Here is a 22,363-nt window from a genome sequence, read left to right on the forward strand (position 1 = left end):
AGATGCAACCCACGGCGGAACAGTTCACCGAACAAGCCTGGGCCGCCATCATCGCCGCCCAGCAACTGGCGCAGAGCGCCAGGCATCAGCAACTTGAAACGGAGCATCTGCTGCTTGCGCTGTTGCAGCAGAACGGTCTGGCTGGACGCATTCTCAGCAAAGCAGGGGTCGACGTCGGCAATTTCCAGGCGGCCGTCGACAGCCATCTCAGGCAGCAGCCCAGTCTTGGCTCTCCACCGGAATCGGTGTTTCTGGGACGCTCCCTCAACAGCTGCCTGGATCGCGCCGAAACAGCCCGCGATGGTTTCAGTGACAGCTACATCGCCATCGAACATCTGTTGCTGGCCCTGGCCGACGATGAACGCTGCGGCAGGCAACTGCTCAGCCAAGCGGGCATTGACACCAGCAAACTCAAAGAAGCCATTACAGCCGTGCGAGGCAACCAGACGGTGACCGATCAAAACCCGGAAGGGACCTATGAATCGCTTGAGAAGTACGGACGGGACCTGACGGCCGCCGCCCGTGACGGAAAGCTGGACCCGGTGATCGGTCGCGACGAGGAGATCCGGCGCACCATCCAGATCCTCAGCCGGCGCACCAAAAACAACCCCGTGCTGATCGGCGAACCCGGGGTTGGCAAGACCGCCATAGTTGAAGGATTGGCGCAGCGCATCGTGAATGGCGATGTGCCCCAGGCCTTGCAGAACCGTCAGCTCATCGCCCTCGACATGGGAGCCCTGATCGCCGGTGCGAAATACCGCGGTGAGTTCGAGGAACGGCTCAAAGCTGTGCTCAAGGAGGTCACCGCTTCGGAAGGCCAGATCGTGCTGTTCATCGATGAAATCCACACGGTGGTGGGCGCTGGAGCCACCGGTGGAGCCATGGATGCCAGCAATCTGCTCAAGCCGATGCTGGCCCGGGGGGAACTGCGCTGCATTGGCGCCACCACCCTCGACGAGCACCGCCAGCACATCGAAAAGGATCCCGCCTTGGAGCGACGCTTCCAGCAGGTGCTGGTGGATCAACCCACGGTGGAAGACACCATCTCCATCCTGCGTGGTCTGAAGGAGCGCTATGAGGTGCACCATGGCGTCCGCATCGCCGACAGTGCCCTGGTGGCAGCGGCTGTGTTGAGCAGCCGCTACATCGCCGACCGCTTCCTGCCGGACAAGGCGATCGATCTGGTGGATGAATCAGCCGCTCGCCTGAAGATGGAGATCACCTCCAAACCGGAGGAGATCGATGAAATCGATCGCAAGATCCTGCAGCTGGAGATGGAGAAGCTCTCCCTCGGCCGTGAATCCGACAGTGCCAGCCAGGAGCGGCTGCAGAGGATCGAGCGGGAACTGGCGGAGCTGGGCGAACAGCAAAGCTGCCTGAATGCCCAGTGGCAGCAGGAGAAAGGCGCGATCGATGAGCTGTCGTCGCTCAAGGAAGAGATCGAACGGGTGCAGCTGCAGGTGGAACAGGCCAAACGCAGCTACGACCTCAACAAAGCAGCGGAACTGGAATACGGCACCCTGGCCTCGCTGCAGAAGCAGTTGCTCGAACAGGAAGCCCAGATCGCCTCAGAGGAACCTGGCGAGAAAGGCTTGCTGCGGGAGGAGGTGAGTGAAGACGACATCGCCGAGGTGATCGCCAAGTGGACCGGAATCCCTGTGGCGCGGCTGGTGCAGAGCGAAATGGAGAAGCTGCTGCAACTCGAAGATGATCTGCATCAGCGGGTGATCGGCCAGCACCAGGCCGTCACCGCCGTCGCCGATGCGATTCAACGGTCCAGGGCGGGGCTGAGCGATCCGAACCGTCCCATCGCCAGCTTCCTGTTCCTCGGCCCCACGGGTGTGGGCAAGACGGAACTCTCCAAAGCCCTCGCCAACCGGCTGTTCGACAGCGATGACGCCATGGTTCGCATCGACATGTCTGAGTACATGGAGAAGCACACCGTGAGCCGTTTGATCGGGGCACCTCCCGGCTACGTGGGCTATGAGGCCGGTGGCCAGCTCACCGAAGCGGTGCGTCGTCGGCCCTACGCCGTGATCCTGTTCGACGAGGTGGAGAAAGCCCACCCGGATGTGTTCAACGTGATGCTGCAGATCCTCGATGACGGCCGTGTCACCGATGGGCAGGGCCGCACCGTGGACTTCACCAACACTGTGCTGATTCTCACCAGCAACATCGGCAGCCAGTCGATCCTGGAGCTGGCCGGCGATCCCGAGCAGCATGGAGCGATGGAAAGCCGGGTGAATGACGCTCTCCAGGCCCATTTCCGGCCGGAATTCCTCAATCGCCTCGACGATCAGATCATCTTCCACAGCCTCAGGCGAGAGGAACTGCGCGAGATCGTCACCCTTCAGGTGGAACGTCTGCGCCAGCGGCTGGCTGAGCGCAAGCTGGAGCTCAGCCTGAGCGATGGGGCCGCCGACTGGCTCGCCAATGCCGGATATGACCCCGTCTACGGGGCACGACCGCTGAAACGCGCTGTGCAGCGGGAACTGGAGACACCCATTGCCAAAGCGATCCTGGCGGGTCGTTACAGCGAGGGGCAGGCGATCAGCGTGGAGCTGGAAGCGGACGCGTTAGCCCTGCGCTGAAAACCAGGCGGGAACAGCGCTGTAGGTGGCGGCATTGCGGCTGTTCTCCCGCGCCTCCACGCCAAAGCAACAGGTGCGACCGCCGTCCCGCTCCCGCAGCAGCTCATTGGCCCAGGTCCAGATCAAGGCCGCCGTTGCCTCCATGCCCACGTTCTCCATCACGCGGAGATCAATGGCCTGGAGGTCATGCAACCGCTGCCATTCCGCCATCAGTGGATCGTCTGCATTGACCAGAAAGGTGTGGTCGAACTGCTGCCTCAGGCGTTCTTCGAAGGGGCGAAGGCTGGAGAAATCAACAACAAACCCGCAGGCATCCAGCTCCGTTGCAGCGAACCAGAGGTTGAAACTGCGGCTGTAGCCATGCACGAATCGGCAATGGCCCTGGTGGCGCCACTGCCGATGACAGCAGGGATAGCCGCTAAAGGCTTTGCTGCAGCTGTAGGGGGTCGGAGAAACGAGCAAGGGGTGTATACGCGGAATGGAGCACGCTGCGGGAAGATTCAGGCGTTGCCCGAATGTCCGAGGCCTGATGCAGCCCCTCAGCCCCGCCTTCATTGACCAACTCCGTTTTAACGAAGCGGGGCTGATTCCAGCTGTGGCCCAGGACTGGCTGGACGGGGCGGTGCTGATGGTGGCCTGGATGAACCGGGAGGCCATCGAAGCCACCCTGCGCAGCGGTGAAGTGCATTACTGGAGCCGCTCACGCCAGGAGCTTTGGCACAAGGGGGCCACCAGCGGTCACATCCAGACCATGCGGGAGATCCGCTACGACTGCGATGCCGACGTGCTGCTGGTAACCGTGGAGCAGGCTGGGGATGTGGCCTGCCACACGGGCTCCCGCAGCTGTTTCTACGAAAACAGCGATGCACGAACCACAGGTGGAGCCGAGGCTTTAGCGCCACCAACGGATGCCTGCACCGAACTGTTCCGGGTGATCGAAGGGCGACGCGAGAAACCGGAGGAAGGCAGCTACACCAACAAGCTGCTGGCGGGGGGAGACAACAGCATCCTCAAGAAAATCGGCGAGGAGAGTGCTGAATTCGTGATGGCATGCAAAGACGACAACGCCGCCGAGATCGCCGGCGAAGCGGCGGACATCGTCTTCCACATGCAGGTGGCTCTGGCCCATCACGGTGTGAGCTGGCGGCAGGTGCAGGAAGTGCTGGCCGCACGTCGTGGTGCACCGCGCCGGCACTAAGGCAGACAGGGGCTGTCGCTACTGATCACAACTTCATCGCCAAGCTCCACGGTTGCCAACAACACCCCCATGGTGAGCTTTCCGGCGTTGATGCAACCGCCAGTCACCGCCTTGCCGATCCGGGACTCGTCATTGGTGCCGTGAATGGCGAAGCTGTACCAGCGGAAGACGCCTTCGTAGGTGTTGAAACGGAAGGGCTGCTCGGTTGCGGGCACAGGAGCCAGGCTGATGTAGCCGACGCCGTATTCCCCGGTTTCCCCATCACCTTTGAAGTCAATGGAGTTCATGTTGGTGAAGAGGCTCTCGCGCAGCTCCTCTTCTGATTTGCCGGATTGCTCCACCAGTGTGGGATCCATCTCGAAGCGGTCGTTGCTGAGGATGGCGTTGACCTGAAAGGTTCCAAGCGGAGTGATGCCCTCTTCAAAGGTGGTGCCTTCACAGGCAATGCCATGGCGACCATGGCCAACGGTGAAACGCAACGGCCCCTCAGCACGATCCAACACACCTTCACTGGCTGCTGGATTGCTGCCGTCCAGCTGAATCCGAATCGGTGCTCGAACCTGTGGGTTCTGCTGGGGCAGGCTGTTGTTGGAACGACAACCCACCAGACTCAGCAGCAGACCAGCCAGCGCCAGAGAACGGACCAGGTGCATCGATCAACCACGACTGCCGGCAGCATGCCGCGCCCGCATGGTGACGTCACTCAAGTGATTCAGATTCGGCCGGTTCGATGGGCTTCCGAAGCGTTGAACCGAAACGGGTGGTCTGCTGCATGACCCACGCCAGCGTAAGGCGATCCCGCTGCGATGGCACCAACACCGGACGCTCGCCCTGGCTAATCGCCAGAACATCAGTGGGAACCGAACTGTGGCCCCAGAGGCCAAAAGCGTGACCCAGTTCATGCAGAGCGGTGGCCTGCAGTGCTTCCGCTCGCAGCCCTGGTGACACCATCACCTTCACCAGGGGTTCAAGCCTTCGGCGGCCCTGGCGCTGCACGTCCAAAACCTGAAGTTGTGTGCGTCCGTTGCTGGCGCGCCACACCCCAGCCACCTGCCGGCGGGCCGGACGCTGCCGATGAATCAACACGTTCGCCTGGTCCGGATTGTCCACCAGCGTGAGCGGAACCAGTGCACGCCAGGTGGTCAGCGCCGATGACACTTGATCAAGCCAGCGTTGGTCCCAGCGGTTGGCCGGCGTGGCGGCGGCGGGCTGAACCCACACGCACCAGTGCTTCAACACCGGAGGGCCCAGGGAGGTGGTGGCGATGGAGGAGGCATAGCCCGGCCTTTGGCCTGGAGGCTGGCGTTCCAAAGCCACCTGCAGGGTTCGAACCTGCTGTTGTGGAGGACAGAGCTCGAGCTGCATCAGGCGGCGGGAAGACCCACACCGCGGGCCATCAGGGTCGCCATCAACGGAATGCTGGCGAAGCCGACCAGTTCAATGTTGATGATCCAGGACAGACGCTTGGCCAGGGCTTCGCTCACCTTCGGCAGCTCACCCTTGCGCAGGGGAATCGCCCAGAGGATGTAGGTGATCGTGGGATACAGCGACAGGCCTCCCACGGAGAGGTACAGACCAACCTTCCACCAGAACAGCGGATTCTGGGTGTAGAACTCAGCCCCTTGGCCGAAGTGGATCACCCGCAGGATTCCACTGACCAGAAGAGCCAGGGCAGCGATGCCATAAACGATGTCGGTGATCACCATCGCCGTGGCTTCCTGGCGATTCGGATCCGCTTTGATCAGCTTCCGCTCCAGCACCAGAGCGCCAAAGCAGAGCATGAAGCTGAGGTAGTGAACGTAGGCAACGCCGGCGTTTTTGGCGATGTCGGACGTGAGAGCGACGGCCAGGGGCATGGGCGTGGCGGCGGAAGGTGCGGCGACCTTAGCCACCCAATTGAATTAACAATGAAAGATTCACTTCAGTAACAGGAAGAAAGAGTGAAATAGCGCACAAAGCATTAATTCGGGAGTCTTTATTATGACCGCCAGAAAAAAACACTTTGGTTCTAGGTTCAATTCAGCCGTATCGTCATGATGACGAGTTCTCTGAGTGCTTTTCTCGGCGAAATTGGTCGCCATCAACTGCTCACTCCAGAGCAGGAACTCATGATGGGGAGGAAGGTTCAGGCGATGGTCACCATCACAGAACGCTGTCATCTGGCTGGCGGGAGTGGCCCAGCCTGTGAGTACAGCGATGAAGAAAAAGGCGTGATTCGCCGTGGCGAACGGGCCAAGAATCAGATAATTACCTCCAACCTTCGTCTTGTCGTCAATCTGGCCAAGCGTTATCAGGGCAAGGGTCTGGATCTTCTCGATCTGATTCAAGAGGGCACCCTTGGCCTCACCCGAGCCGTCGAGAAATACGACCCCACCCGCGGCCATCGTTTCTCCACCTATGCCTACTGGTGGATTCGGCAGGGGCTGAATCGAGCGCTCTCCACCCAAAGCCGCACGATTCGCATTCCTGTGAATGTGAACGAAAAGCTCACCAAATTGCGGGCCGCCAAGGCACGCTTGATGCAGCGCAATGGCCTCAGCCCCAGCGGAGAGCAACTCGCGGAGTTCATGGAGATCCCCATCGCTGAGGTGGAAGATCTGCTGGCCTGTGAACTGCGCAGCGTCACCGTGAGCCTGCAGGGGGTTGTGAAGTCGAAATCGGATCCCTCCGAGCTGGTGGATGTGCTGCCAAGCGAGGAGCTCCCGCCGCTGGAAAGGGCCGAGATCGCTGAACGCACCGCGTCCGTGTGGTCTTTGCTGGCCAAAGCCAATCTCACCCCAAAAGAACACACCGTTGTGACCCTGCGCTTTGGGCTGGATGGCACCAACGAATGGCGCACCCTTGCCGAGGTGGCACGCCACATGAACTGTTCACGGGAGTATTGCCGTCAGGTGGTGCAGCGGGCCCTGCGCAAACTGCGCAAGACGGGCATTCAAAGCGGACTCGTGGAATCCACACCCTGAAGATCGGCACGCCCCGCTGGCGTCTTGCGGAGGAACTGGGGAGAGTGGATCCAACCGGTTCCCTCCGCATGACTGACCAGGCTGCGCGAACCACCGTTGAAGCCGACGTACTTGAACGGGAGGTGATCGACGAAAACCTGCTGCGGCGCCTGTTGCAGCGGGCCGGCAGAGGTCTTGCCGCCCCAGCCCTGGAAGCCCTGGAGTTGATGCTTGACCCCAAAACCCCCTCAGCCGCGCGGCTGACGATGCTCGCTGCCCTGAGTTATCTGCTGATGCCGGCCGACCTGATTCCAGACCTGCTGCCGCTGGCCGGTTTCAGTGATGATCTGGTGGCGCTTACGGCCATGGTGGGTCTGTGGAGCAATCACGTCACTCCCGCCATCCGGATGCGAGCTCGCCGCAAACTGGATCGCTGGTTTCCCCTGGCGCACTGAATCGCTGAACTGAAACCGTTGAACTAAATCGCTGATCAATGTCTGGCTGGACCCCTGAATTTGAAGCGGACCTCACTCTGCTGCTGAAGGACTGGTTGAAGCAGCAAGGGCGCACCCAGGCCGACCTGCGTCGAAACCTGCGCGCTTTGTCGACCCGAATGCCTGCCCTGCTTGAGGTGCTGGAGCGCGAACACAACATGCGTGGCCTGGCTGGACTGGCTGATCGGCTCTGCAGCGTTGAAGCCGAATGGCATGGCCAGCCTTCCAGCGAACCTGCCGGTGTGGCAACGGCCGACGACGATCCGTTCGGGCAACTGGATCTGCTTTTGCAGGAAATTCGAGACGACTGCACCGATTAACGGCCGACACGGGCAGAGTGGTGGCTCAGAGATCGCCCCGATGACGCGAAATCACCTCCTCAGCGCCTCCGTTCTGTTGATGATGTCGGTGTTGGGCGCCGCCTCGGCCCAGGCGCAAACCGAGGGGTGGCTGCGGGGACCTGGCAGCGCCACAGGCAAAGACAGCATGATTGAAGCCGATTGCATCAAGGCAGAGGACAGCTCCGTCACCTGCGACACCAAGGTGGTCAACCCCGCCAGCGACACCAAGGCTCGCCCTTATTACAACCCCTTCAACGACTGAAGCCCGTGAGTGAACCCACGCGTTCCAAGAGAAGTTTTCTCGGTTTCGTTGATGCAGGTGAGCGCGAGGTCGCCCGACTGCTCACCCTGATCACGGCCGTGGTGATCAGCGCCGCCATCATCCAGCTGATTGTTTCCTTGGGCTTCAAATTGCTGACTGGGTCAGCGGCGACGTGGTTGGGCGATGACCTGATCAAGATCCTTGGCGATCTGCTCACCGTGTTGATCGCGCTGGAGGTGCTGCAGAACATCACCAGTTACCTGAGGCGCCACGTGGTGCAGATCGAACTGGTTCTGGTCACCGCGCTGACGGCTGTGGCTCGAAAGGTGATCGTGCTGCCCTCCGGTGCTGAAAACAAACCCCAGCTGCTGGTGGGCCTCGGGATCGCAGTCGTCTCACTTTCAGCGGCTTACTGGTTGGTGAAGCGTGCGAACGCCACTCCCTCCCGCAAACGACTGGGCCGCGGAGGATCAGCCAACAAGCTTGATTTCCAGGACTGAGCTTTAACGAACAAAATGAAGGCCGCCCTTCCCGATGGAAAGACGGCCTAACTCGCTCGTTTGCGCACGGCAATCGACCTCAACTTCAGTGTCTGATGCCTTGGAAAAACTCCTCCAGCAATGGAACTGAGACAGGAAGGTCGAAGCGTCTGGCTCAAGGCACCCTGGGGCCATCGGGTCCAGGTGTGAAGCGGCTCTCCTGCGGGGCACCTACGAACGATGCAGAGGGGAGTCGACTGGCTTGACGCTCTTCGTTGTCGCGCCAGACGAATCGCTTACGAATGGGTGGAAACTGTTGGAGCAGGGGCCAGAAAGTCAGTCTGCTTCTGGGGCTTGCTCAGGTGGAGTGTCGGCCGTCATGGGCTCCTCCGATCTCGATGCACTCACTCTCGTCAGCGATGCCACCGACGGCAATCAGCTGTCGTGCTCATTGCCTTTTGGGGCTGCACGACCCATCGTGGAGGTGGCATGCCTCGCCGGACTTAAGCAGCATCCCAGTGCAAGGCGAGCCACAGGGTTCCTGGATCGGGATCAGTGCGCTCCACCCTGTGGCGTTGATGGGGCGAAAGCAGTAAATGATCCCCTGGACTGAGATCCACAATCCGATCGGGGTTCTGCAGCACAACACAGGCACTCCCGCGCAACACAAGCACCCACTCGTGATCGGACTGATCCATCCATTCGTCACGGGGGGAGCTGAAGCCGTTGGAGGCGATCAACAGCAGTCTCCATGTTTCGGCAGACGCCACCACCTGGGTTGATTCCTCACCCGGTGGAGGGCACGGGGTCGCCAACAGGTTGGCCTCTCCCCCCGGCCGATGGTCATGCTCACCCCAGCGCCGACCGATGTCGAACCCCCAGGATCGGGCCAACTGAACAACCTGGTTGTGGTCCGCACAAGCCGCCAGCTGTTCGCGGCTGCTGGAGTCGTTCCGCACACGCTCCGCAAGGGCCTGAAGTTGGGAGATCTTGTTGAGGAAACGGATCAGATCCTGTTCCGCCACGGAGACCACCGCACAGCTTCAACAGTGATCCTGACAACAGACCAATCAGGGGATCGACGCAAAAGTCAGAAGATCCTGACCTTCTGTTTCATGCCGTCCTCAACCAAGGCACTCACCATCGGAGATCTTGAGGCTGGATTCTCGACCTACTGCCAGGCCCTGCGTCGCCTTGTGGCCGATGGACGCGACCTCAACGCCATTCGCCGGACGGTCTGCTGGGACTACCTCAACCGATTGCACACCTCGCTTCCGAAGGATTACCGCTCTCCCGATGAACTGATCCAGCGGTTCCAGAAGGAGGCATCGCCTGCTCAAGCAGACTGATCCAAGCCACATCATCCCTGTGCTGAGCCACCTCCTGCGCTGCTGCATTGGTGCGTTTCTTGTTCTGCTGCTGAGCCTTGGTTCAGCCGGCGCTTCGCTGGCCGCCGGGGCTGACGCCAGCCCCGGCGGCCTGTTGTTCGAACAGCACTGCGCGGGATGCCACATCAACGGCGGCAACATCATTCGCCGGGGGAAAAACCTGAAGCTGAAGACCCTCGAGCGTGAACAGATCGCAACTGTGGACGCCATCGCAGCCATCGCCCGGGAAGGGCGAGGCCAGATGAGTGGTTACGCTGATGTTCTCGGGAGCGATGGAGATCAGCTCGTGGCTGAATGGGTGCTCATGCAGGCTCAGAACGCCTGGACCCAGGGATAAACCTCGAGCTCTGTCCAGACCCCCTGCTTCCAATAGATGTCGTCCTCAACCAGCCTGCGGACGACGTCGATGCTGTCGGCCTCGAAGATCCCGAAAACACGGGTGCTTCCCTCGGTGGGTCCGAGCGTGACCAGCGTTCCCTGCTCTTTCAGACTTTGGAGACGAGCAAGGTGCTCATCCCGATAGGGAGCACGCTTCTCAAGAGCATCCGCGCAGTAAGTGCCCCACAAAACGAAACGTGCCATAGCGAAGGATGAAATAACAGCGAACTTTTCAGTAGAAAATGATGGCATAGCCGCTTGAACCATGGCTATGTTGTGAAGGTAGATATCTCTCGAAAGCGATGCTCACTGGGAGCGACCTTCTCAATAAAGTCAAAGACCTGGGTGACATCAGCAAGTCTGACCTTGTTCGTGCCTGTGGCTATTTCTCCACCAAAAAAGATGGTGGTGAACGTCTGAATTTCACCGCTTTTTATGAAGCACTGCTGGAGGCCAAAGGCGTCAGTCTTGGCGTGGGTGGAGTTGGCGGCGTGGGCAAAGGCGGCCGCAAACTCAGCTATGTGGCCACTGTGCAAGGCAACGGCAATCTTCTCATCGGCAAGGCCTATACAGCGCTGCTCGACCTGAAACCTGGAGATGAATTTGAAATCAAACTGGGTCGCAAACAGATTCGTCTGACACCGGTGGGTACCACCGACGAAGACGACGAGTGATTCAACATTAAAAAGCAGTGCAACCCCGGCCAACGCCGGGGTTTTTCATGGCTTGAGCGGGATGGCAGCCCCTAGGGCTGATCGGCAGCGGTACGCAACTCAGCGCAAAAACGACCAGCTTCCTGAGCTATGTCCCCGGGCGACGCTGCTGCCATCCGTTTCACAAGTGCACTGCCCACAATCGCTCCATCGGCACCCCAACCCCGAACCTGACGCACCTGCTCGGCACCGGAGATCCCAAAACCAACCGCAACAGGAACCGGTGAGGTTTGTTTGAGTTGCTGCACCAAACCTTCAACCCTGCTTTCCATCTGAGCTCGCTCACCGGTGACACCGGTGACACTCACCAGGTAGGTGAAACCTCGGCTGCATGTAGCAATCCGACCCATCCGATCTTGGGGAGTGGTGGGTGCAACCAAGAGCACCAAATCCAAGCCATGACGCTCTGCGATTGTCGACAGCCGCTCCGCTTCCTCAAGGGGTAGATCAGGGACCACCAAACCCGCCGCACCAGCCTCCGCTGCGGACTGGCAAAACGCCTCCATCCCCACATTGAGCAGTGGATTGGAATACGTGAACAGGATCACGGGAATCTGCAGCTGGCCTTTCAACGAGCGCAACATGTCCAGAACACCCTTTGGCGTGGTTCCGGCGGCAAGGGCCCGGGATGCAGCAGCCTGAATGACCGGCCCATCAGCGAGGGGGTCGCTGTAGGGCATTCCCAGTTCGACCATGTCAGCCCCTGCACGTTGCAGGCTGAGCAGCACATCAGCGGTGACAGAGAGATCCGGATCGCCGGCCATCAGGAATGGCATCAAGGCGAGGCGACCGTCCTGCTTCAGCTGCTCAAAACGCTGGGCGATGGAAGAGGACTGCTGATTGGGCATCTCGGTCAACCGACCAGGAACAAACTTCGGAAGCCTATGAGTCGACGGGGGCATCGCCGTCCGCGGGAACCGAGGCATCCGCTCCAATCTTGCGCAACAGCGCCTGTTGCTCCTCCTCGGGAAGAGCATCAAAACGGGCTTGAAGCGCTTCAGCTTCCTGTTTGTCGTACACCTCGCGGTAGCGACGCCGCTGATCCATGTAGGTCATCTGGCCGGTGACCACACGGAACAGGTAAGAGCTTGTCCACACCACCACAATCACAACCAGCAGGGCCTCCGCAGCAATCCCTGCCGAAAACCCCTCAAAGCCTGCAGCCTGAAAGCCGACTTGCCCAAGCCCGCCCAGCAGGAGGACTGCAAGTCCGATCAGAAGAACCTTGCCACGCGTCAATTCAGACGTCTCCTTGCCCGCTCAGCCGGAAATTGAGGAAGGGGGCAAACAGAATCATCCCCGGGAAAAAGAGGAAGACCAGGCCATAGATCCCCAGACGCTCCCGCTTGCCCATGCGATGCCAACGCTGGTTCATCCACGCGTACAGGGCGAGGGGAACCACAACGAGATACAGGCCGCCCAGAACGGTGTAGGCCAACAGAACCAACAACGTGTCCTGTGGGACTTGAGAAAGCAGGGACGAAAGGTCCAAGGCCTGAGGACATCTGGGGGAAATCTAAGATGTCCGGGCGGGGGCATGGCGGAATCGGTAGACGCACGCGACTTAAAATCGCTTGGGCTGAAAGGCCTGTGGGGGTTCAAGTCCCCCTGCCCCCACCACCTGAGCTCAAGACGGCAGCAACTCAGCCAGCTTGGTGCGGAAATCTCCCTTGGGCATGCCGCCCTTCAGTTCTCCCTCGATCGAAAAATCTCCATCGGGATCGTTTACTAGGAGGTAGGTGGGCCAGCCCATCCCCTCCTTGTTGGGGTACTGCTTGAGCAGGATCTTCCGGTATTTCCGATACATCTCCGTGTCCTGCAGCATCACGGAGATGAAGCTGCAGCCGAGTTCCTCGGCCACCTTGCCGTCGTAGTGACTCATGCGGTGACAGGTGCCGCAGTCTTCAGAGCTGAACTTGATCAGGTGCATCGGCAACGGCCCAGGACAGGATCTCTCCAGCATGGAAAGGAACCAGTCCATTCACAAGTTCCGGCACGAGATGGTCACGGCGTTGCAACGTGATGCGACGCGTGTTAGCTGGACGGTTGTAGAAGGCCGGCCCATTCAGGCTGGTGAAGGCTTCGAGATGCTCCAAAGCATCCTCCTCATCAAAAACCTGGGCATAGCTCTCCAGGGCGAAGGGCGCATTGAAGATGCCGGCGCATCCGCAGGCACTTTCCTTGGATGCCCGTTCGTGCGGTGCCGTGTCGGTGCCAAGAAAGAAGCGTGGGTCACCGCTGGTGGCAGCCCGGCGCAGGGCCTGACGGTGACATTCCCGCTTGGCCACGGGGAGGCAATAAAAATCACTGCGCAACCCGCCGGCAAACATCGCGTTGCGGTTGATGTGCAAATGGTGGGGGGTGATGGTGGCGGCGAGATGACGATCCGCTGAGCTGACGTATTGCACCGCTTGTTCGGTGGTGATGTGCTCGAACACAACCTTCAGCTCGGGATGGCGGTCCCGCAGTGGTGCCAGATGGCGTTCGATGAACACCGCCTCTCGGTCGAAGATATCGATCTCGCTGTCCGTGACTTCACCATGGATCAGCAAGGGCATGCCGATCCGGGCCATCGTTTCCAGCACGGGATCGATCTGCAGCAGATCCGTCACCCCTGCGGCGGAATTGGTGGTGGCGTTGGCGGGATAAAGCTTGGCTGCAGCAAAAACGCCCTCTCGAAATCCTGTCTCCAACTCGGCAGGAGCGATCGAATCCGTGAGGTACGCCGTCATCAGGGGCGTGAACTCCAGATCAGCGGGGCACGCCGCCTGAATCCGGTCCCGGTATGCCCGTGCAGCAGCCACCGTGGTCACCGGGGGACGCAGGTTGGGCATCACGATGGCCCGCTGAAAACGGCGGGCGGTATGGGCCACAACCTGGTTGAGGATCTCCCCGTCGCGGAGATGCACGTGCCAATCGTCTGGGGCGATGATCGAGATCTGATCAGACATTCAGCGGCAAACCGTTCACGGCAAGGCGCAAGGCATCGAGGCGATCACCAGTGATGTGGCTTTGGGGGAGCCGATCCAACAGCTTCAGCTTCTGCAGGCGCTTCTCCGTGCTGCCCGTTGCACCGACCAGGAACACCTGACGACTCTCTTCAATCGCTTCCTTAACGGCATTCTCGAGGGCGATTGCAGCGGTGACCCCCAGGTGGGACACCTCGGAGAGGTCGAAGACCACCGCCTGACAATTGCCGATGGCGTTGTGCTCACGCGAGATGGCCTTGGCCACGCCGAAGATCATCGGCCCGGCGAGCTGGAACAACAGAACCTTGCCGGAGGCCTGATCCAGCAACACCTGCTCTTCATCAGTCAGCTCCACATCGTCATCGGCGGTGCTGATTGTTTTCACTTTTCTGGACTGCAACGCGCTCATCCGATCAATGGTGAGCACGTTGGCCACGAAAACTCCGATGCCCACTGCAGTGATGAGATCCACCAGCACCGTGAGCGCAATCACGCCGTAGGTGATCACCGCAGCTTTCACCGAGAGGTGGTGGGCCCGTTGGAGGAAATCCCAATCAATGATGTCGATGCCCACCTTCAGGGCGATGCCCGCCAGCACAGCGAGGGGAATCGTGGACGCAAGGGGTGCGGCAGCCAGAACGACCACCATCAGAATCAGCGCACGGACAATGCTCGACAGGGCTGAGCGTCCGCCGGCCTGAATGTTCACCACGGTGCCCATCGTGGCTCCCGCCCCAGGCAGTCCGCCAAAGACGCCCGACGCGATGTTGGCCAGTCCCTGACCCACCAATTCCTTGTTGGAATTGTGCTCCGTGCGGGTGAGGCTGTCAGCCACAACTGAGGTGAGCAGCGCATCGATGCAGCCGAGCATGCCCAGCACTGCAGCATCCACGAACATCAAACGCAGCTGTCCGCCCGAAAAGGTGGGCACATGCAGGCTGGGGAGCTCAGCATTGAACGGCGGAATGGTCTTGAGACCGGCGTCGTGGAACAGGGTCATCGACAGCACCGTTCCCAGCACCAGAGCGAGCAGCTGCGGCGGGCAGAAACGCTTCACGCTGGCTGGGGTGAACCAGAGGATCGCAACGGTGATCAACGCCAGCGCCAGCTCCATCGGCTGAATTCCGGCAATCAAACCCGGCAGGTTGGACAGGGTTCCCATCACCCCGCCCGATGCGGTCTGCCCCAGGAAAGCGGGCAGCTGGAGAATCACCAGGATGGCTCCAATCCCCGACATGAAGCCAGAGATCACGGTGTAAGGCATCTGGGTGACGTATCGACCCAGACGGAACACACCAAAAAGGATCTGAAACAGACCCGCCAGGATGACCACGGTGAAGGCCATGGCCATGGCCGTTTCCTTGTCCGGAGCCGTGGCGGTGAAGCTCAGGATCACCGACGTGAACACCACGGTCATGGGTCCGGTGGGTTCAGAGATCAAGGTGGGCGTTCCGCCGAAGAGAGACGCCACCAAGCCGATGATCACGGCGCCCCAAAGCCCAGGGGCAGGGTCACCCGTTGCGGCGACCCCGAAGGCCAGGGCCATCGGCAGAGCAATCACCGCGGCGGTCACGCCACCAAAGGCGTCACCCCGAAGGTTGCTGGTGCTGATCCGGTTCAACAAGGTTTCTTATCTATTACCCAGGTGAGTGACCTTAGCTTGATTCGCTTCAAAGCAGAATCCCCGTACAGCTGAGCTCACCCCATGCCTGAATTTCTGCAGGCCTCGATCCAAGTGCTCCTGGGCATCGGACTGCTGTTCGGTGGCGGGGAACTGTTCGTTCAGGGGTCCGTCGCCATGGCGGTGATCTTTGGGATTCCCCAGCTCGTGATCGGCCTGACGGTGGTGTCGCTGGGCACCAGCGCCCCTGAACTGTTCGTGAGCCTGAGTTCGGTGCTGCAGGGAGCTGACGCCCTCGCCGTGAGCAATGTGGTGGGCAGCAACATCTTCAACGTGATGGTGGTGCTGGGCAGCAGTGCCCTTGTGCTGCCCTTGCGGGTTGAAAGCCGCCTGGTGAGGCGAGATGTGCCTCTGATGATTACCATCTCGGCGGCGGTCTGGGGCATGGCCTCCGCAGGACGGGTGACCTGGCAAGCGGGCCTGGCCTTGCTCTTGGGGCTTGTGATCAACACCGTCTGGGAGATCCGCACCGCCCGTGAACAACCGGACGACAGCGGCAGCGCTGAACCCGAAATCAGTGACGAAGCAAACAAAGGTGGATTGATCCCAGCTTCAGTGCGATTGATTGCCGGCATCAGCGTTCTCTCGATCGGATCCAGGGTTCTGGTGAATGGCGCGGTCAGCGCCGCAACCCTTCTGGGGGTCAGTGAGGCAGTGATCGGTCTGACAATCGTTTCCGCTGGAACGTCGATGCCGGAATTGATCACCTCCCTGGTGGCCGCCCTGCGCGGGCGCACCGATCTGGCGATCGGCAACGTGGTGGGCAGCTGCCTGTTGAACCTGATGCTGGTGCTGGGCGGCGGAGCCATAGCGGCAGCTGGCAACGGACTTGAAGTCAGCCCGGAACTGATTCAGGACGACTTGCCGGTAATGCTGCTCACCAGCCTGGCCTGTATGCCAATTTTTTGGACGAAAGGTCGAATATCCCGCTTGGAAGGAGGGCTACTTCTCGGCCTGTATGTTCTGTATCTGGTCGACAATGTTTTGCCCCGAACGGCCATGGCCACCTGGGCCGATGAATTTCGCCTTGTGATGCTCTGCGCTGTAATTCCAATCGTGATGATTGTGATTTTCACTCAGGCAGTTTTTTATTGGCGGGACAACCAGAACAGTCCAACCACTTCAATCATTGACTAAAAAGCGATTGCCTTTTGGCTATTAGCCGCCACATGTTCCAACTCATCTCTGGCAATCAATTCGATTACATCTCGAAGAGTTTTTGGCTCACATTCATCACGGGCAGCCCACATATTTCCCTCTTTTCTCCAATAGGCTGTTGCAATGGGAGTTACGGGCTGCTGCAACCATTCTTCTGGCTGCTCCAGAAGCATGCGCCGGTACGTTTTGACAGCTTCGGCCTCAACAGCTTCTCCAAGCAAAGAGGCCAACTCGTGATCCAACAAGGTAGTAAAAGCAAATACCCAATAAACAAGGACAGCTACATGCCTTGCCACAAAGCGATCTACCCATAAAGACAATCCACCAAGATCACGAGAAAAAATGTCTTCATGCGTCTGCTCATTACTATCCTGCCGACGTGCCAGCTCCAGAGTTTTACGAATAGCACCACTCTGATCGAGGCCAATCGTCTCAAGGTAATGACAAGCACTTTCCTCAGCTGTATAGGCCGTGCGAGCAATAATCTCTAAAGATGCTGCCCGGCGAGCATCAGCTGCAGGCCAAAAAAGGCTGAGCAACTGCTCCCCTGATTCAATCAAAAAATGAGCAAAATCAGCCTTATGACCTCGAGTCTGCATGAATGATTCCACGTCATATATATCGATCTAATCGTTGTCTAGTTCGCCATATATGGATTGTCTTGCACCTTTCATACTGTCGAAAGGATTGCCGGATTACTACATCGTCACAAACTCCTCTGAAACAGAGGGGTGCAGTGCCATGGTGCGATCGAAATCGGCCTTGGTGGCGCCCATCCCCACAGCAATCGCCGCCATCTGAATGATCTCCGCGGCATCCTCGCCCACCATGTGGCAGCCCAGCACCCGATCGGTGGCCTTCTCCACCACCAGCTTGAGCAGACAACGGGGGCCGGAAGCGGGCAGGGCCCGCGCCATGGACCGGAAGCGGGCGCGATGCACAACAACACCATCCATGCCATGGCGTTCGATGGCCTGTTCTTCCGAGAGGCCGACGGTCGCCAGCTCTGGATCGCTGAACACGGCACTGGCCACCAGGTCGTGGTTCACCTGCCGCTGACGCGACCCGAAGACGCTGTCGGCGAAGGCACGACCTTCATCAATGGCCACAGGCGTGAGGTTGACCCGATCGGTGACATCGCCGACGGCATGGATGTGGGGAACCGAGGTGCAGGAGTTGGCATCGACCGTGATGCGGCCGTGCTCGATCGCTACGCCGGCAGCATCCAGCCCAAGATCCGCAAGCCAGGGGCGACGCCCGGTGGCCATCAACACACCGCCGCAAGCCAAAGACTCACCATTGCCCAGCCGTGCCGTCAGCGCCCCGGGCTCTCCCTCAACGGCCACCACCGTTTGCTCCAACAGCACCTCGATGCCCTGCTCACGCATGCCAACCAGCACGGCATCGGCCAGTTCGGCATCAAAACCGCGCAGCAAGCGCGGACCACGCACCACCTGGGTGACCGCAACACCAAGGCCGCGCAGGATGCAGGCGAACTCGCAGGCAATGAAGCCTGCGCCCACCACCACCACGGCTGAGGGGACATCCTCCAGCAGGAACATGTCGTCGCTGACCCAGGTGTGTTCAACCCCAGGTATCTCCGGCCGGGCCGGCCGGCCACCAACCGCCACCAGAAAGCGCGGGGCCGAGAGTTCCTCTCGCACGGGCCCACCGCGTTGATCGGAGATGCCGATTCGATCTGCTGCCGTGAAGCGTCCCCAACCGGAGATCAACTGAACACCGGCCTTCTCCAGAAATCCGAGATGGAGGGCATTGAGCCGATCCACCTCGGCACGCACCCGACGCAGGAGATCAGGCACATCCGAACGCACCGAACCGATCTCAAGGCCGTAGGCCGAGGCATCCGCCAGTTGATGGCGGGCCTGGGCGCCGTACACCAAAAGCTTTTTGGGAACACAGCCGCGGATCACGCAGGTACCGCCAACGCGATCGCCCTCCACGATGGCGACGCGGGCTCCATGACGGGCCGCGCGTTTCGCAGCAGCCAGACCACCGGAGCCTGCGCCGAGCACAACCAGATCTAGATCAGCGCCCATAACAGAAGGGTGCTCGAGACGACGTGCGTCATCGTAAAGATGGCGTTATGGTCCGGGGAAGGGGGCCATAAAGGCCCAAGACGAGTCGGTCGTATTTCAACCGCGTTCTTAAACCATGAACCGTTCTTCCAAGCGCCGCAGGCAGCCGCCTGAACCTGAGCTGCGCCTCAAACGATCGCAACGCCGCGAGATCGTGATGATGATCACCAGCGACGACATGAAACTGCGGCTGAAGCAGTTGGCTGATCAGGGCCGCCAGCAGGACTGTCTGGCGCTGATGCACGAACTGGGCGACTGGCAGTCCTATGGACGGGCAACGCTTGCGCCGATCCTGCATGCCCCTTTCATCGGAATCAGCTGAACCCCTGAGCTGGTCGGACCTGGCCAGCCTGGCGATGCCGGAACCGAATCGGATTGAAGGGCCGACCAGTGCCCAGGCCACGTTGCGCCTGTTCGGACAGCCTGAATCCAACGTGATGGTCACGCTGTACCGCGACCACCACGCCTGGTGCCCCTACTGCCAAAAAATCTGGCTCTGGCTGGAGTTCAAGTGCATCCCCTACCGGATCCGCAAAGTCACCATGCGTTGCTACGGCCCGAAGGAGCCGTGGTTCCTGGAGAAAGTGCCCTCAGGGATGTTGCCGGCCCTGGAGCTCAACGGGCGGCTGATCACCGAAAGCGACGACATCCTGCTGGCCCTCGAACAGCAGTTCGGCCCCCTGGGCATGGCGATGACAGAGCCGGAAGCTCTGGAGCTGCGCCGTCTTGAACGGCTGCTGTTTCAGGCCTGGTGCATCTGGCTGTGTTCACCACGGCTGAGTCCGAGGCAACAGGTTCTGGCCCGAGAGCAGTTTCAAGACATCGCCCGGCGCTTCGAACGGGAGCTGAACCGGGAGGAAGGACCGTGGCTGCGGGGCCCGGAGCCGCAGACCGTGGATCTGATCTTCGTTCCCTACGTGGAACGGATGAATGCCTCGCTGGCTTACTACAAGGGATACCGGCTGAGGGCTGAGCATCCAGCCATTGACCGCTGGTTCCGTGCCCTAGAGCAACTGGAGACCTACCGCGGCACCCAAAGCGACTTCCACACCCATGCCCATGACCTGCCGCCCCAGATGGGCGGCTGCTGGCCCGACGATGGAGCGGAAGCGAAGCGCCTGGCCGAACGGATCGACCGAGGTGATGGCCTCGGCGAGGACGAAGCCTGCTGGGATGTGGACCATCAAGCCGATCAGGCCGTCATCGCCCTGAGCCGGGTGCTGCGTCACCAGCAACGGCTGCGCGAGGTGAACCCCATGGGTGCTGCAGCCTTTGACCAGCCCCTGCGCTGTGCCCTCACCCGGTTGGTTCGCAACACCCCCTGCCCGCCTCCAGCGGGGAGTGCCGCCGGGCTGCGCTATCTGCGCGATCGCATTTCGGTGCCAAGGGATATGCCGCTCCCGGCCGCTCGACTGCTGCGTCAGGCCCTTGAAGCCACCGCCCAGCTGGATGGCCCTGAGCAGGCCAAGCCCTTGCCGGTGAGGGATCGCTTTGATCAGGATCCCCGACCCTTCCTAATTGGGTCATAGTGCGGGGGCGCCAACGCTGAGTCGTGCCCCTGCGGCTGCCCGCTTATCAACCGATCCCAGCCCCCAATCGGGGGACCGATCTGATTGAAGTATCAGCGGCGCAGCTGCAGCCGACCCAGTGGTGTGTGGGACTGGCGGAGATCTGGTCGCGCGAGAAGGATTTCGCCCAGGACACCCGTCAGCAGCGTCTTGACTACCTGCGCGGCAAACCGGTCCCTTTGATCCGATCTGCCGATGGCGCCATGTGGATGCTGGACCGGCACCACCGCCTGCGGGGCCTGATCGGCATTGATCCAGGGGCCACCACCTGGGGTTACGTGGTGGAGGAGCTGCCAACCGCCGACCGAAGCGCTGTGCTGGCCCATCTGCACAACCAGGGCTGGCTCTACCTCTACGACGGACGAGGCAACGGCCCGCGACCGGCCGAGCAGCTGCCCACGAGCCTGCTGGGACTGGACGACGATCCCTACCGGAGCCTCGTGTGGAAGCTGAAGCAGGAGGGGTGGATCAAGCCTCAACCCCTGATCCCGTATCACGAGTTTCGTTGGGGTGCCTGGCTGCGCAGCCGGCCCTTGCCCCCCTTCAGCTCCAGGCGCCTGGAGCCGGCACTCGCAGCTGCCCGCCAGCTGGTTTGCTCAGCCACTGCTCAAGACATGCCGGGCTGGAAAGGTGACAAGAAAGCCTGCCGCTGATCAGCGCTTCTTGCGGGAATCGATCTGCAGCAGATCCTTCACCTTCTGCACCTGACCGGCGAGCTGGGGGTCGGAGGCCAGTTTTTTCTCCACCTGCTCGATCGCGTACATCACCGTGGTGTGGTCTTTTCCGCCGAAGTTGTCGCCGATCCTCGGCAGGCTGAGGTCGGTGCCCTGGCGCATGAGGTACATCCCCACTTGACGGGCCTGGCTCACGGCGCGGCGACGGGTGCTGCTGCACATCTCCTCGGCCGTGACATCAAACACTTCAGACACCTTGTCGATCACCTGTTGCGGCGTGACCTCCACCCCCTGCCCCGTGGGGTCGAGCATCGGTGCCACGGATTCCACGGTCATCGGCAGCCCCGTGATGGAGGCGAAGGCCACAGCCCGGGTCAGGGCCCCTTCCAACTCGCGGATGTTCGAGGTGAAGCGACCGGCGATGTACTGGATCAGATCACGGGGCAGCGACATGCGCTCCTGCTCCGCTTTCTTCTGAAGAATCGCCATGCGTGTTTCCAGGTCAGGCGACTGAATGTCTGCGATCAGGCCCATCTGGAACCGGGAGATCAGGCGCTGCTGCAACCGTGGAATCTGGCTGGGGGGACGATCACTGGCGATCACCACCTGACGGCCTGCCTCGTGCAGGGCATTGAAGGTGTGGAAGAACTCCTCCTGGGTGTACTCCTTGCCCTCGATGAATTGAATGTCGTCCACCAGGATCAGATCCGCAGCGCGGTAGCGATCGCGGAAGGCCTGCATGCCGTCCTTGCGGATGGCCTGGATCAGGTCATTGGTGAAGGTTTCGGTGGAGACATAGGCCACCCGAGCCCCGGGGTCGATTTCCAGCCGGTAATGGCCAATGGCTTGCATCAGGTGGGTTTTGCCCAAGCCCACACCGCCGCAGATGAACAGGGGGTTGAACTCCCGGCCCGGTGCTTCGGCCACAGCCAAAGCTGCCGCATGGGCCATCCGGCTGTTGGGGCCGACCACAAAACGGCCGAACACGTAGCGGGGATTGAGCCCGGGCAGGTAGCGGCGTGGGGAGCCGTTCCGCGCTGGAGCCGATGCCGACTCCTGGGCCGCTGGAGGCGGCGCCGCATCTGCAGCGGCTGAGGCCTCATCGGTGGCATCCGGCAGCGGCAAGGCGGTTTCCGCCAGCACCGTCACCTGGACGGGCTGACCGCTGATGCTGCTGGCCATCTCGGCGATCGTGGGGAGCAGCTGCTCCCGCAGACGAACGCTGGCAAAGGGATTCGGGGCCAGAAGCTTCAGCTCTCCATTGGCAAAGCCGCTGCAACCCGTGGGGCGAATGAAGGTCTCGAAGGTGGGTTTGCTCAGCTTCGCCTGCAACCCATCCCGAACCTTGATCCAGAGCTCTTCGCCCGTCTGCGCCAAAACCGCCCATCGCCCGAGCGCTGAATCTACGCATGCCGATTCGCTCAGGCCGTC

29 protein-coding genes and 1 tRNA gene are annotated in these 22,363 nt (G+C 60.7%); 15 read left to right on the forward strand and 15 right to left on the reverse strand.

The annotated features are described in order from the left end of the window. The first annotated feature begins 2 nt into the window (after positions 1-2). On the forward strand, positions 3-2,591 hold the full coding sequence (gene clpB / locus SynTAK9802_RS07640; RefSeq protein ID WP_186495634.1) for an ATP-dependent chaperone ClpB: 2,589 nt from the start codon (positions 3-5) through the stop codon (positions 2,589-2,591). Here the strand turns inward: clpB and SynTAK9802_RS07645 are convergent. Continuing rightward, entirely contained in the window at positions 2,577-3,053 is a 477-nt protein-coding gene (locus SynTAK9802_RS07645; protein WP_186495635.1) for a 6-carboxytetrahydropterin synthase, read from the reverse strand. The genes clpB and SynTAK9802_RS07645 overlap by 15 nt on opposite strands. Before the next feature lie 67 nt (positions 3,054-3,120). On the opposite strand from SynTAK9802_RS07645, the gene hisIE reads away from it, so the two are divergent. Further along, a complete protein-coding gene (gene hisIE / locus SynTAK9802_RS07650; protein ID WP_186495636.1) occupies positions 3,121-3,789 on the forward strand; it encodes a bifunctional phosphoribosyl-AMP cyclohydrolase/phosphoribosyl-ATP diphosphatase HisIE in 669 nt (222 codons plus the stop codon). Here the strand turns inward: hisIE and SynTAK9802_RS07655 are convergent. From SynTAK9802_RS07655 to SynTAK9802_RS07665, 3 genes are read right to left on the reverse strand one after another with little or no spacing between them, the layout of a single operon-like run. Beyond that, positions 3,786-4,442, reverse strand: coding sequence for a L,D-transpeptidase family protein (locus SynTAK9802_RS07655; RefSeq protein ID WP_186495637.1), 657 nt, complete (start codon positions 4,440-4,442; stop codon positions 3,786-3,788). The genes hisIE and SynTAK9802_RS07655 overlap by 4 nt on opposite strands. Before the next feature lie 46 nt (positions 4,443-4,488). Then, complete coding sequence (locus tag SynTAK9802_RS07660) at positions 4,489-5,154, reverse strand: peptidase (RefSeq protein WP_186495638.1); 666 nt, start codon at positions 5,152-5,154, stop codon at positions 4,489-4,491. Further along, complete coding sequence (locus tag SynTAK9802_RS07665; protein ID WP_186498101.1) at positions 5,154-5,645, reverse strand: DUF2214 family protein; 492 nt, start codon at positions 5,643-5,645, stop codon at positions 5,154-5,156. Before SynTAK9802_RS07665 ends, SynTAK9802_RS07660 begins: the two co-directional genes overlap by 1 nt. Before the next feature lie 180 nt (positions 5,646-5,825). Between SynTAK9802_RS07665 and SynTAK9802_RS07670 the strand changes: the two genes are divergently transcribed. The 5 genes from SynTAK9802_RS07670 to SynTAK9802_RS07690 all read left to right on the forward strand — a co-directional run bounded on the left by SynTAK9802_RS07670 (position 5,826) and on the right by SynTAK9802_RS07690 (position 8,328). Continuing rightward, positions 5,826-6,752 carry a sigma-70 family RNA polymerase sigma factor gene (locus SynTAK9802_RS07670; protein WP_186498103.1) on the forward strand — a complete coding sequence of 309 codons (927 nt, stop codon included), beginning with the start codon at positions 5,826-5,828 and terminating at the stop codon, positions 6,750-6,752. 68 nt (positions 6,753-6,820) lie between these two features. Then, a complete protein-coding gene (locus tag SynTAK9802_RS07675) occupies positions 6,821-7,186 on the forward strand; it encodes a YkvA family protein (protein WP_186495639.1) in 366 nt (121 codons plus the stop codon). A 38-nt stretch (positions 7,187-7,224) separates the two neighbouring features. After that, positions 7,225-7,545, forward strand: coding sequence for a hypothetical protein (locus tag SynTAK9802_RS07680; RefSeq protein ID WP_186495640.1), 321 nt, complete (start codon positions 7,225-7,227; stop codon positions 7,543-7,545). Between the two features lie 40 nt (positions 7,546-7,585). Then, positions 7,586-7,828 (forward strand): hypothetical protein, encoded by a 243-nt coding sequence (locus SynTAK9802_RS07685; protein ID WP_255487718.1) that lies wholly within the window; start codon positions 7,586-7,588, stop codon positions 7,826-7,828. Positions 7,829-7,833: 5 nt separating this feature from the next. Continuing rightward, the gene (locus SynTAK9802_RS07690; RefSeq protein ID WP_186495641.1) at positions 7,834-8,328 is read left to right on the forward strand and encodes a phosphate-starvation-inducible PsiE family protein; all 495 of its coding nucleotides are present in this window, start codon (positions 7,834-7,836) and stop codon (positions 8,326-8,328) included. 482 nt (positions 8,329-8,810) lie between these two features. On the opposite strand, the gene SynTAK9802_RS07695 is transcribed toward SynTAK9802_RS07690, so the two are convergent. After that, complete coding sequence (locus SynTAK9802_RS07695; protein ID WP_186495642.1) at positions 8,811-9,332, reverse strand: Nif11 domain/cupin domain-containing protein; 522 nt, start codon at positions 9,330-9,332, stop codon at positions 8,811-8,813. A 90-nt stretch (positions 9,333-9,422) separates the two neighbouring features. Between SynTAK9802_RS07695 and SynTAK9802_RS07700 the strand changes: the two genes are divergently transcribed. Continuing rightward, a complete protein-coding gene (locus SynTAK9802_RS07700) occupies positions 9,423-9,656 on the forward strand; it encodes a DUF3136 domain-containing protein (protein WP_186495643.1) in 234 nt (77 codons plus the stop codon). A gap of 19 nt (positions 9,657-9,675) precedes the next feature. Next, positions 9,676-10,032: a c-type cytochrome gene (locus tag SynTAK9802_RS07705; protein WP_186495644.1), complete on the forward strand. Its 357-nt coding sequence runs from the start codon at positions 9,676-9,678 to the stop codon at positions 10,030-10,032. On the opposite strand, the gene SynTAK9802_RS07710 is transcribed toward SynTAK9802_RS07705, so the two are convergent. After that, positions 10,008-10,277 carry a YciI family protein gene (locus tag SynTAK9802_RS07710; protein WP_186495645.1) on the reverse strand — a complete coding sequence of 90 codons (270 nt, stop codon included), beginning with the start codon at positions 10,275-10,277 and terminating at the stop codon, positions 10,008-10,010. The two genes, SynTAK9802_RS07705 and SynTAK9802_RS07710, sit on opposite strands and share 25 nt — an antisense overlap. 98 nt (positions 10,278-10,375) lie before the next feature. Here SynTAK9802_RS07710 and SynTAK9802_RS07715 point away from each other — a divergent pair, with 98 nt between their 5' ends. Further along, entirely contained in the window at positions 10,376-10,747 is a 372-nt protein-coding gene (locus tag SynTAK9802_RS07715) for an AbrB family transcriptional regulator (RefSeq protein WP_186495646.1), read from the forward strand. A gap of 71 nt (positions 10,748-10,818) precedes the next feature. On the opposite strand, the gene trpA is transcribed toward SynTAK9802_RS07715, so the two are convergent. The 3 genes from trpA to SynTAK9802_RS07730 are packed head-to-tail and all read right to left on the reverse strand — an operon-like array spanning position 10,819 to position 12,278. Then, positions 10,819-11,634 (reverse strand): tryptophan synthase subunit alpha, encoded by an 816-nt coding sequence (gene trpA / locus SynTAK9802_RS07720; protein WP_186495647.1) that lies wholly within the window; start codon positions 11,632-11,634, stop codon positions 10,819-10,821. A gap of 34 nt (positions 11,635-11,668) precedes the next feature. Next, positions 11,669-12,025, reverse strand: a complete 357-nt coding sequence (locus SynTAK9802_RS07725; RefSeq protein WP_115008825.1) for a DUF3007 family protein — start codon at positions 12,023-12,025, stop codon at positions 11,669-11,671. A gap of 1 nt (position 12,026) precedes the next feature. Next, on the reverse strand, positions 12,027-12,278 hold the full coding sequence (locus tag SynTAK9802_RS07730) for an NAD(P)H-quinone oxidoreductase subunit L (RefSeq protein ID WP_186495648.1): 252 nt from the start codon (positions 12,276-12,278) through the stop codon (positions 12,027-12,029). A gap of 39 nt (positions 12,279-12,317) precedes the next feature. Between SynTAK9802_RS07730 and SynTAK9802_RS07735 the strand changes: the two genes are divergently transcribed. Next, positions 12,318-12,406 (forward strand) — tRNA-Leu (locus SynTAK9802_RS07735). A gap of 7 nt (positions 12,407-12,413) precedes the next feature. Here the strand turns inward: SynTAK9802_RS07735 and SynTAK9802_RS07740 are convergent. The 3 genes from SynTAK9802_RS07740 to SynTAK9802_RS07750 are packed head-to-tail and all read right to left on the reverse strand — an operon-like array spanning position 12,414 to position 15,379. Next, entirely contained in the window at positions 12,414-12,716 is a 303-nt protein-coding gene (locus tag SynTAK9802_RS07740; protein ID WP_025362365.1) for a thioredoxin family protein, read from the reverse strand. Further along, positions 12,691-13,737, reverse strand: a complete 1,047-nt coding sequence (gene pyrC / locus SynTAK9802_RS07745) for a dihydroorotase (RefSeq protein ID WP_186495649.1) — start codon at positions 13,735-13,737, stop codon at positions 12,691-12,693. Before pyrC ends, SynTAK9802_RS07740 begins: the two co-directional genes overlap by 26 nt. Next, positions 13,730-15,379, reverse strand: coding sequence for a SulP family inorganic anion transporter (locus SynTAK9802_RS07750; protein WP_186495650.1), 1,650 nt, complete (start codon positions 15,377-15,379; stop codon positions 13,730-13,732). The genes pyrC and SynTAK9802_RS07750 overlap by 8 nt, the downstream gene beginning before the upstream one ends. Positions 15,380-15,460: 81 nt before the next feature. Between SynTAK9802_RS07750 and SynTAK9802_RS07755 the strand changes: the two genes are divergently transcribed. Beyond that, the gene (locus tag SynTAK9802_RS07755) at positions 15,461-16,573 is read left to right on the forward strand and encodes a calcium/sodium antiporter (protein WP_186495651.1); all 1,113 of its coding nucleotides are present in this window, start codon (positions 15,461-15,463) and stop codon (positions 16,571-16,573) included. Here SynTAK9802_RS07755 and SynTAK9802_RS07760 read toward each other — a convergent pair. After that, positions 16,570-17,205 carry an alternative oxidase gene (locus SynTAK9802_RS07760; RefSeq protein WP_255487720.1) on the reverse strand — a complete coding sequence of 212 codons (636 nt, stop codon included), beginning with the start codon at positions 17,203-17,205 and terminating at the stop codon, positions 16,570-16,572. The genes SynTAK9802_RS07755 and SynTAK9802_RS07760 overlap by 4 nt on opposite strands. An 87-nt stretch (positions 17,206-17,292) precedes the next feature. Continuing rightward, positions 17,293-18,651 (reverse strand): glutathione-disulfide reductase, encoded by a 1,359-nt coding sequence (gorA, locus tag SynTAK9802_RS07765; protein WP_186495652.1) that lies wholly within the window; start codon positions 18,649-18,651, stop codon positions 17,293-17,295. A 115-nt stretch (positions 18,652-18,766) separates the two neighbouring features. Between gorA and SynTAK9802_RS07770 the strand changes: the two genes are divergently transcribed. The 3 genes from SynTAK9802_RS07770 to SynTAK9802_RS07780 are packed head-to-tail and all read left to right on the forward strand — an operon-like array spanning position 18,767 to position 20,911. After that, positions 18,767-19,012 carry a hypothetical protein gene (locus SynTAK9802_RS07770; RefSeq protein ID WP_041434546.1) on the forward strand — a complete coding sequence of 82 codons (246 nt, stop codon included), beginning with the start codon at positions 18,767-18,769 and terminating at the stop codon, positions 19,010-19,012. Next, positions 18,987-20,219 (forward strand): glutathione S-transferase family protein, encoded by a 1,233-nt coding sequence (locus SynTAK9802_RS07775; protein WP_186495653.1) that lies wholly within the window; start codon positions 18,987-18,989, stop codon positions 20,217-20,219. Before SynTAK9802_RS07770 ends, SynTAK9802_RS07775 begins: the two co-directional genes overlap by 26 nt. A gap of 23 nt (positions 20,220-20,242) precedes the next feature. Continuing rightward, on the forward strand, positions 20,243-20,911 hold the full coding sequence (locus tag SynTAK9802_RS07780; RefSeq protein WP_186495654.1) for a ParB-like protein: 669 nt from the start codon (positions 20,243-20,245) through the stop codon (positions 20,909-20,911). Here SynTAK9802_RS07780 and dnaA read toward each other — a convergent pair whose 3' ends face one another. Continuing rightward, positions 20,912-22,309, reverse strand: coding sequence for a chromosomal replication initiator protein DnaA (dnaA, locus tag SynTAK9802_RS07785; protein ID WP_115160728.1), 1,398 nt, complete (start codon positions 22,307-22,309; stop codon positions 20,912-20,914). Between the last annotated feature and the right edge of the window lie 54 nt (positions 22,310-22,363).

Origin of the sequence: Synechococcus sp. TAK9802 (genome assembly GCF_014279535.1) — a bacterium.
Lineage (GTDB): Bacteria > Cyanobacteriota > Cyanobacteriia > PCC-6307 > Cyanobiaceae > Parasynechococcus.

Coding starts and splice junctions, on each gene's coding strand:
- SynTAK9802_RS07740 (WP_025362365.1), bottom strand. CDS start 12,716: ATGCACCTGATCAAGTTCAGCTCTGAAGACTGCGGCACCTGTCACCGC.
- SynTAK9802_RS07680 (WP_186495640.1), top strand. CDS start 7,225: ATGTCTGGCTGGACCCCTGAATTTGAAGCGGACCTCACTCTGCTGCTG.
- SynTAK9802_RS07770 (WP_041434546.1), top strand. CDS start 18,767: ATGAACCGTTCTTCCAAGCGCCGCAGGCAGCCGCCTGAACCTGAGCTG.
- hisIE (WP_186495636.1), top strand. CDS start 3,121: ATGCAGCCCCTCAGCCCCGCCTTCATTGACCAACTCCGTTTTAACGAA.
- SynTAK9802_RS07755 (WP_186495651.1), top strand. CDS start 15,461: ATGCCTGAATTTCTGCAGGCCTCGATCCAAGTGCTCCTGGGCATCGGA.
- SynTAK9802_RS07685 (WP_255487718.1), top strand. CDS start 7,586: ATGACGCGAAATCACCTCCTCAGCGCCTCCGTTCTGTTGATGATGTCG.
- clpB (WP_186495634.1), top strand. CDS start 3: ATGCAACCCACGGCGGAACAGTTCACCGAACAAGCCTGGGCCGCCATC.
- SynTAK9802_RS07710 (WP_186495645.1), bottom strand. CDS start 10,277: ATGGCACGTTTCGTTTTGTGGGGCACTTACTGCGCGGATGCTCTTGAG.
- SynTAK9802_RS07700 (WP_186495643.1), top strand. CDS start 9,423: ATGCCGTCCTCAACCAAGGCACTCACCATCGGAGATCTTGAGGCTGGA.
- SynTAK9802_RS07715 (WP_186495646.1), top strand. CDS start 10,376: ATGCTCACTGGGAGCGACCTTCTCAATAAAGTCAAAGACCTGGGTGAC.
- SynTAK9802_RS07775 (WP_186495653.1), top strand. CDS start 18,987: ATGCCCCTTTCATCGGAATCAGCTGAACCCCTGAGCTGGTCGGACCTG.
- pyrC (WP_186495649.1), bottom strand. CDS start 13,737: ATGTCTGATCAGATCTCGATCATCGCCCCAGACGATTGGCACGTGCAT.
- SynTAK9802_RS07660 (WP_186495638.1), bottom strand. CDS start 5,154: ATGCAGCTCGAGCTCTGTCCTCCACAACAGCAGGTTCGAACCCTGCAG.
- SynTAK9802_RS07665 (WP_186498101.1), bottom strand. CDS start 5,645: ATGCCCCTGGCCGTCGCTCTCACGTCCGACATCGCCAAAAACGCCGGC.
- gorA (WP_186495652.1), bottom strand. CDS start 18,651: ATGGGCGCTGATCTAGATCTGGTTGTGCTCGGCGCAGGCTCCGGTGGT.
- SynTAK9802_RS07655 (WP_186495637.1), bottom strand. CDS start 4,442: ATGCACCTGGTCCGTTCTCTGGCGCTGGCTGGTCTGCTGCTGAGTCTG.
- SynTAK9802_RS07670 (WP_186498103.1), top strand. CDS start 5,826: ATGACGAGTTCTCTGAGTGCTTTTCTCGGCGAAATTGGTCGCCATCAA.
- trpA (WP_186495647.1), bottom strand. CDS start 11,634: ATGCCCAATCAGCAGTCCTCTTCCATCGCCCAGCGTTTTGAGCAGCTG.
- SynTAK9802_RS07675 (WP_186495639.1), top strand. CDS start 6,821: ATGACTGACCAGGCTGCGCGAACCACCGTTGAAGCCGACGTACTTGAA.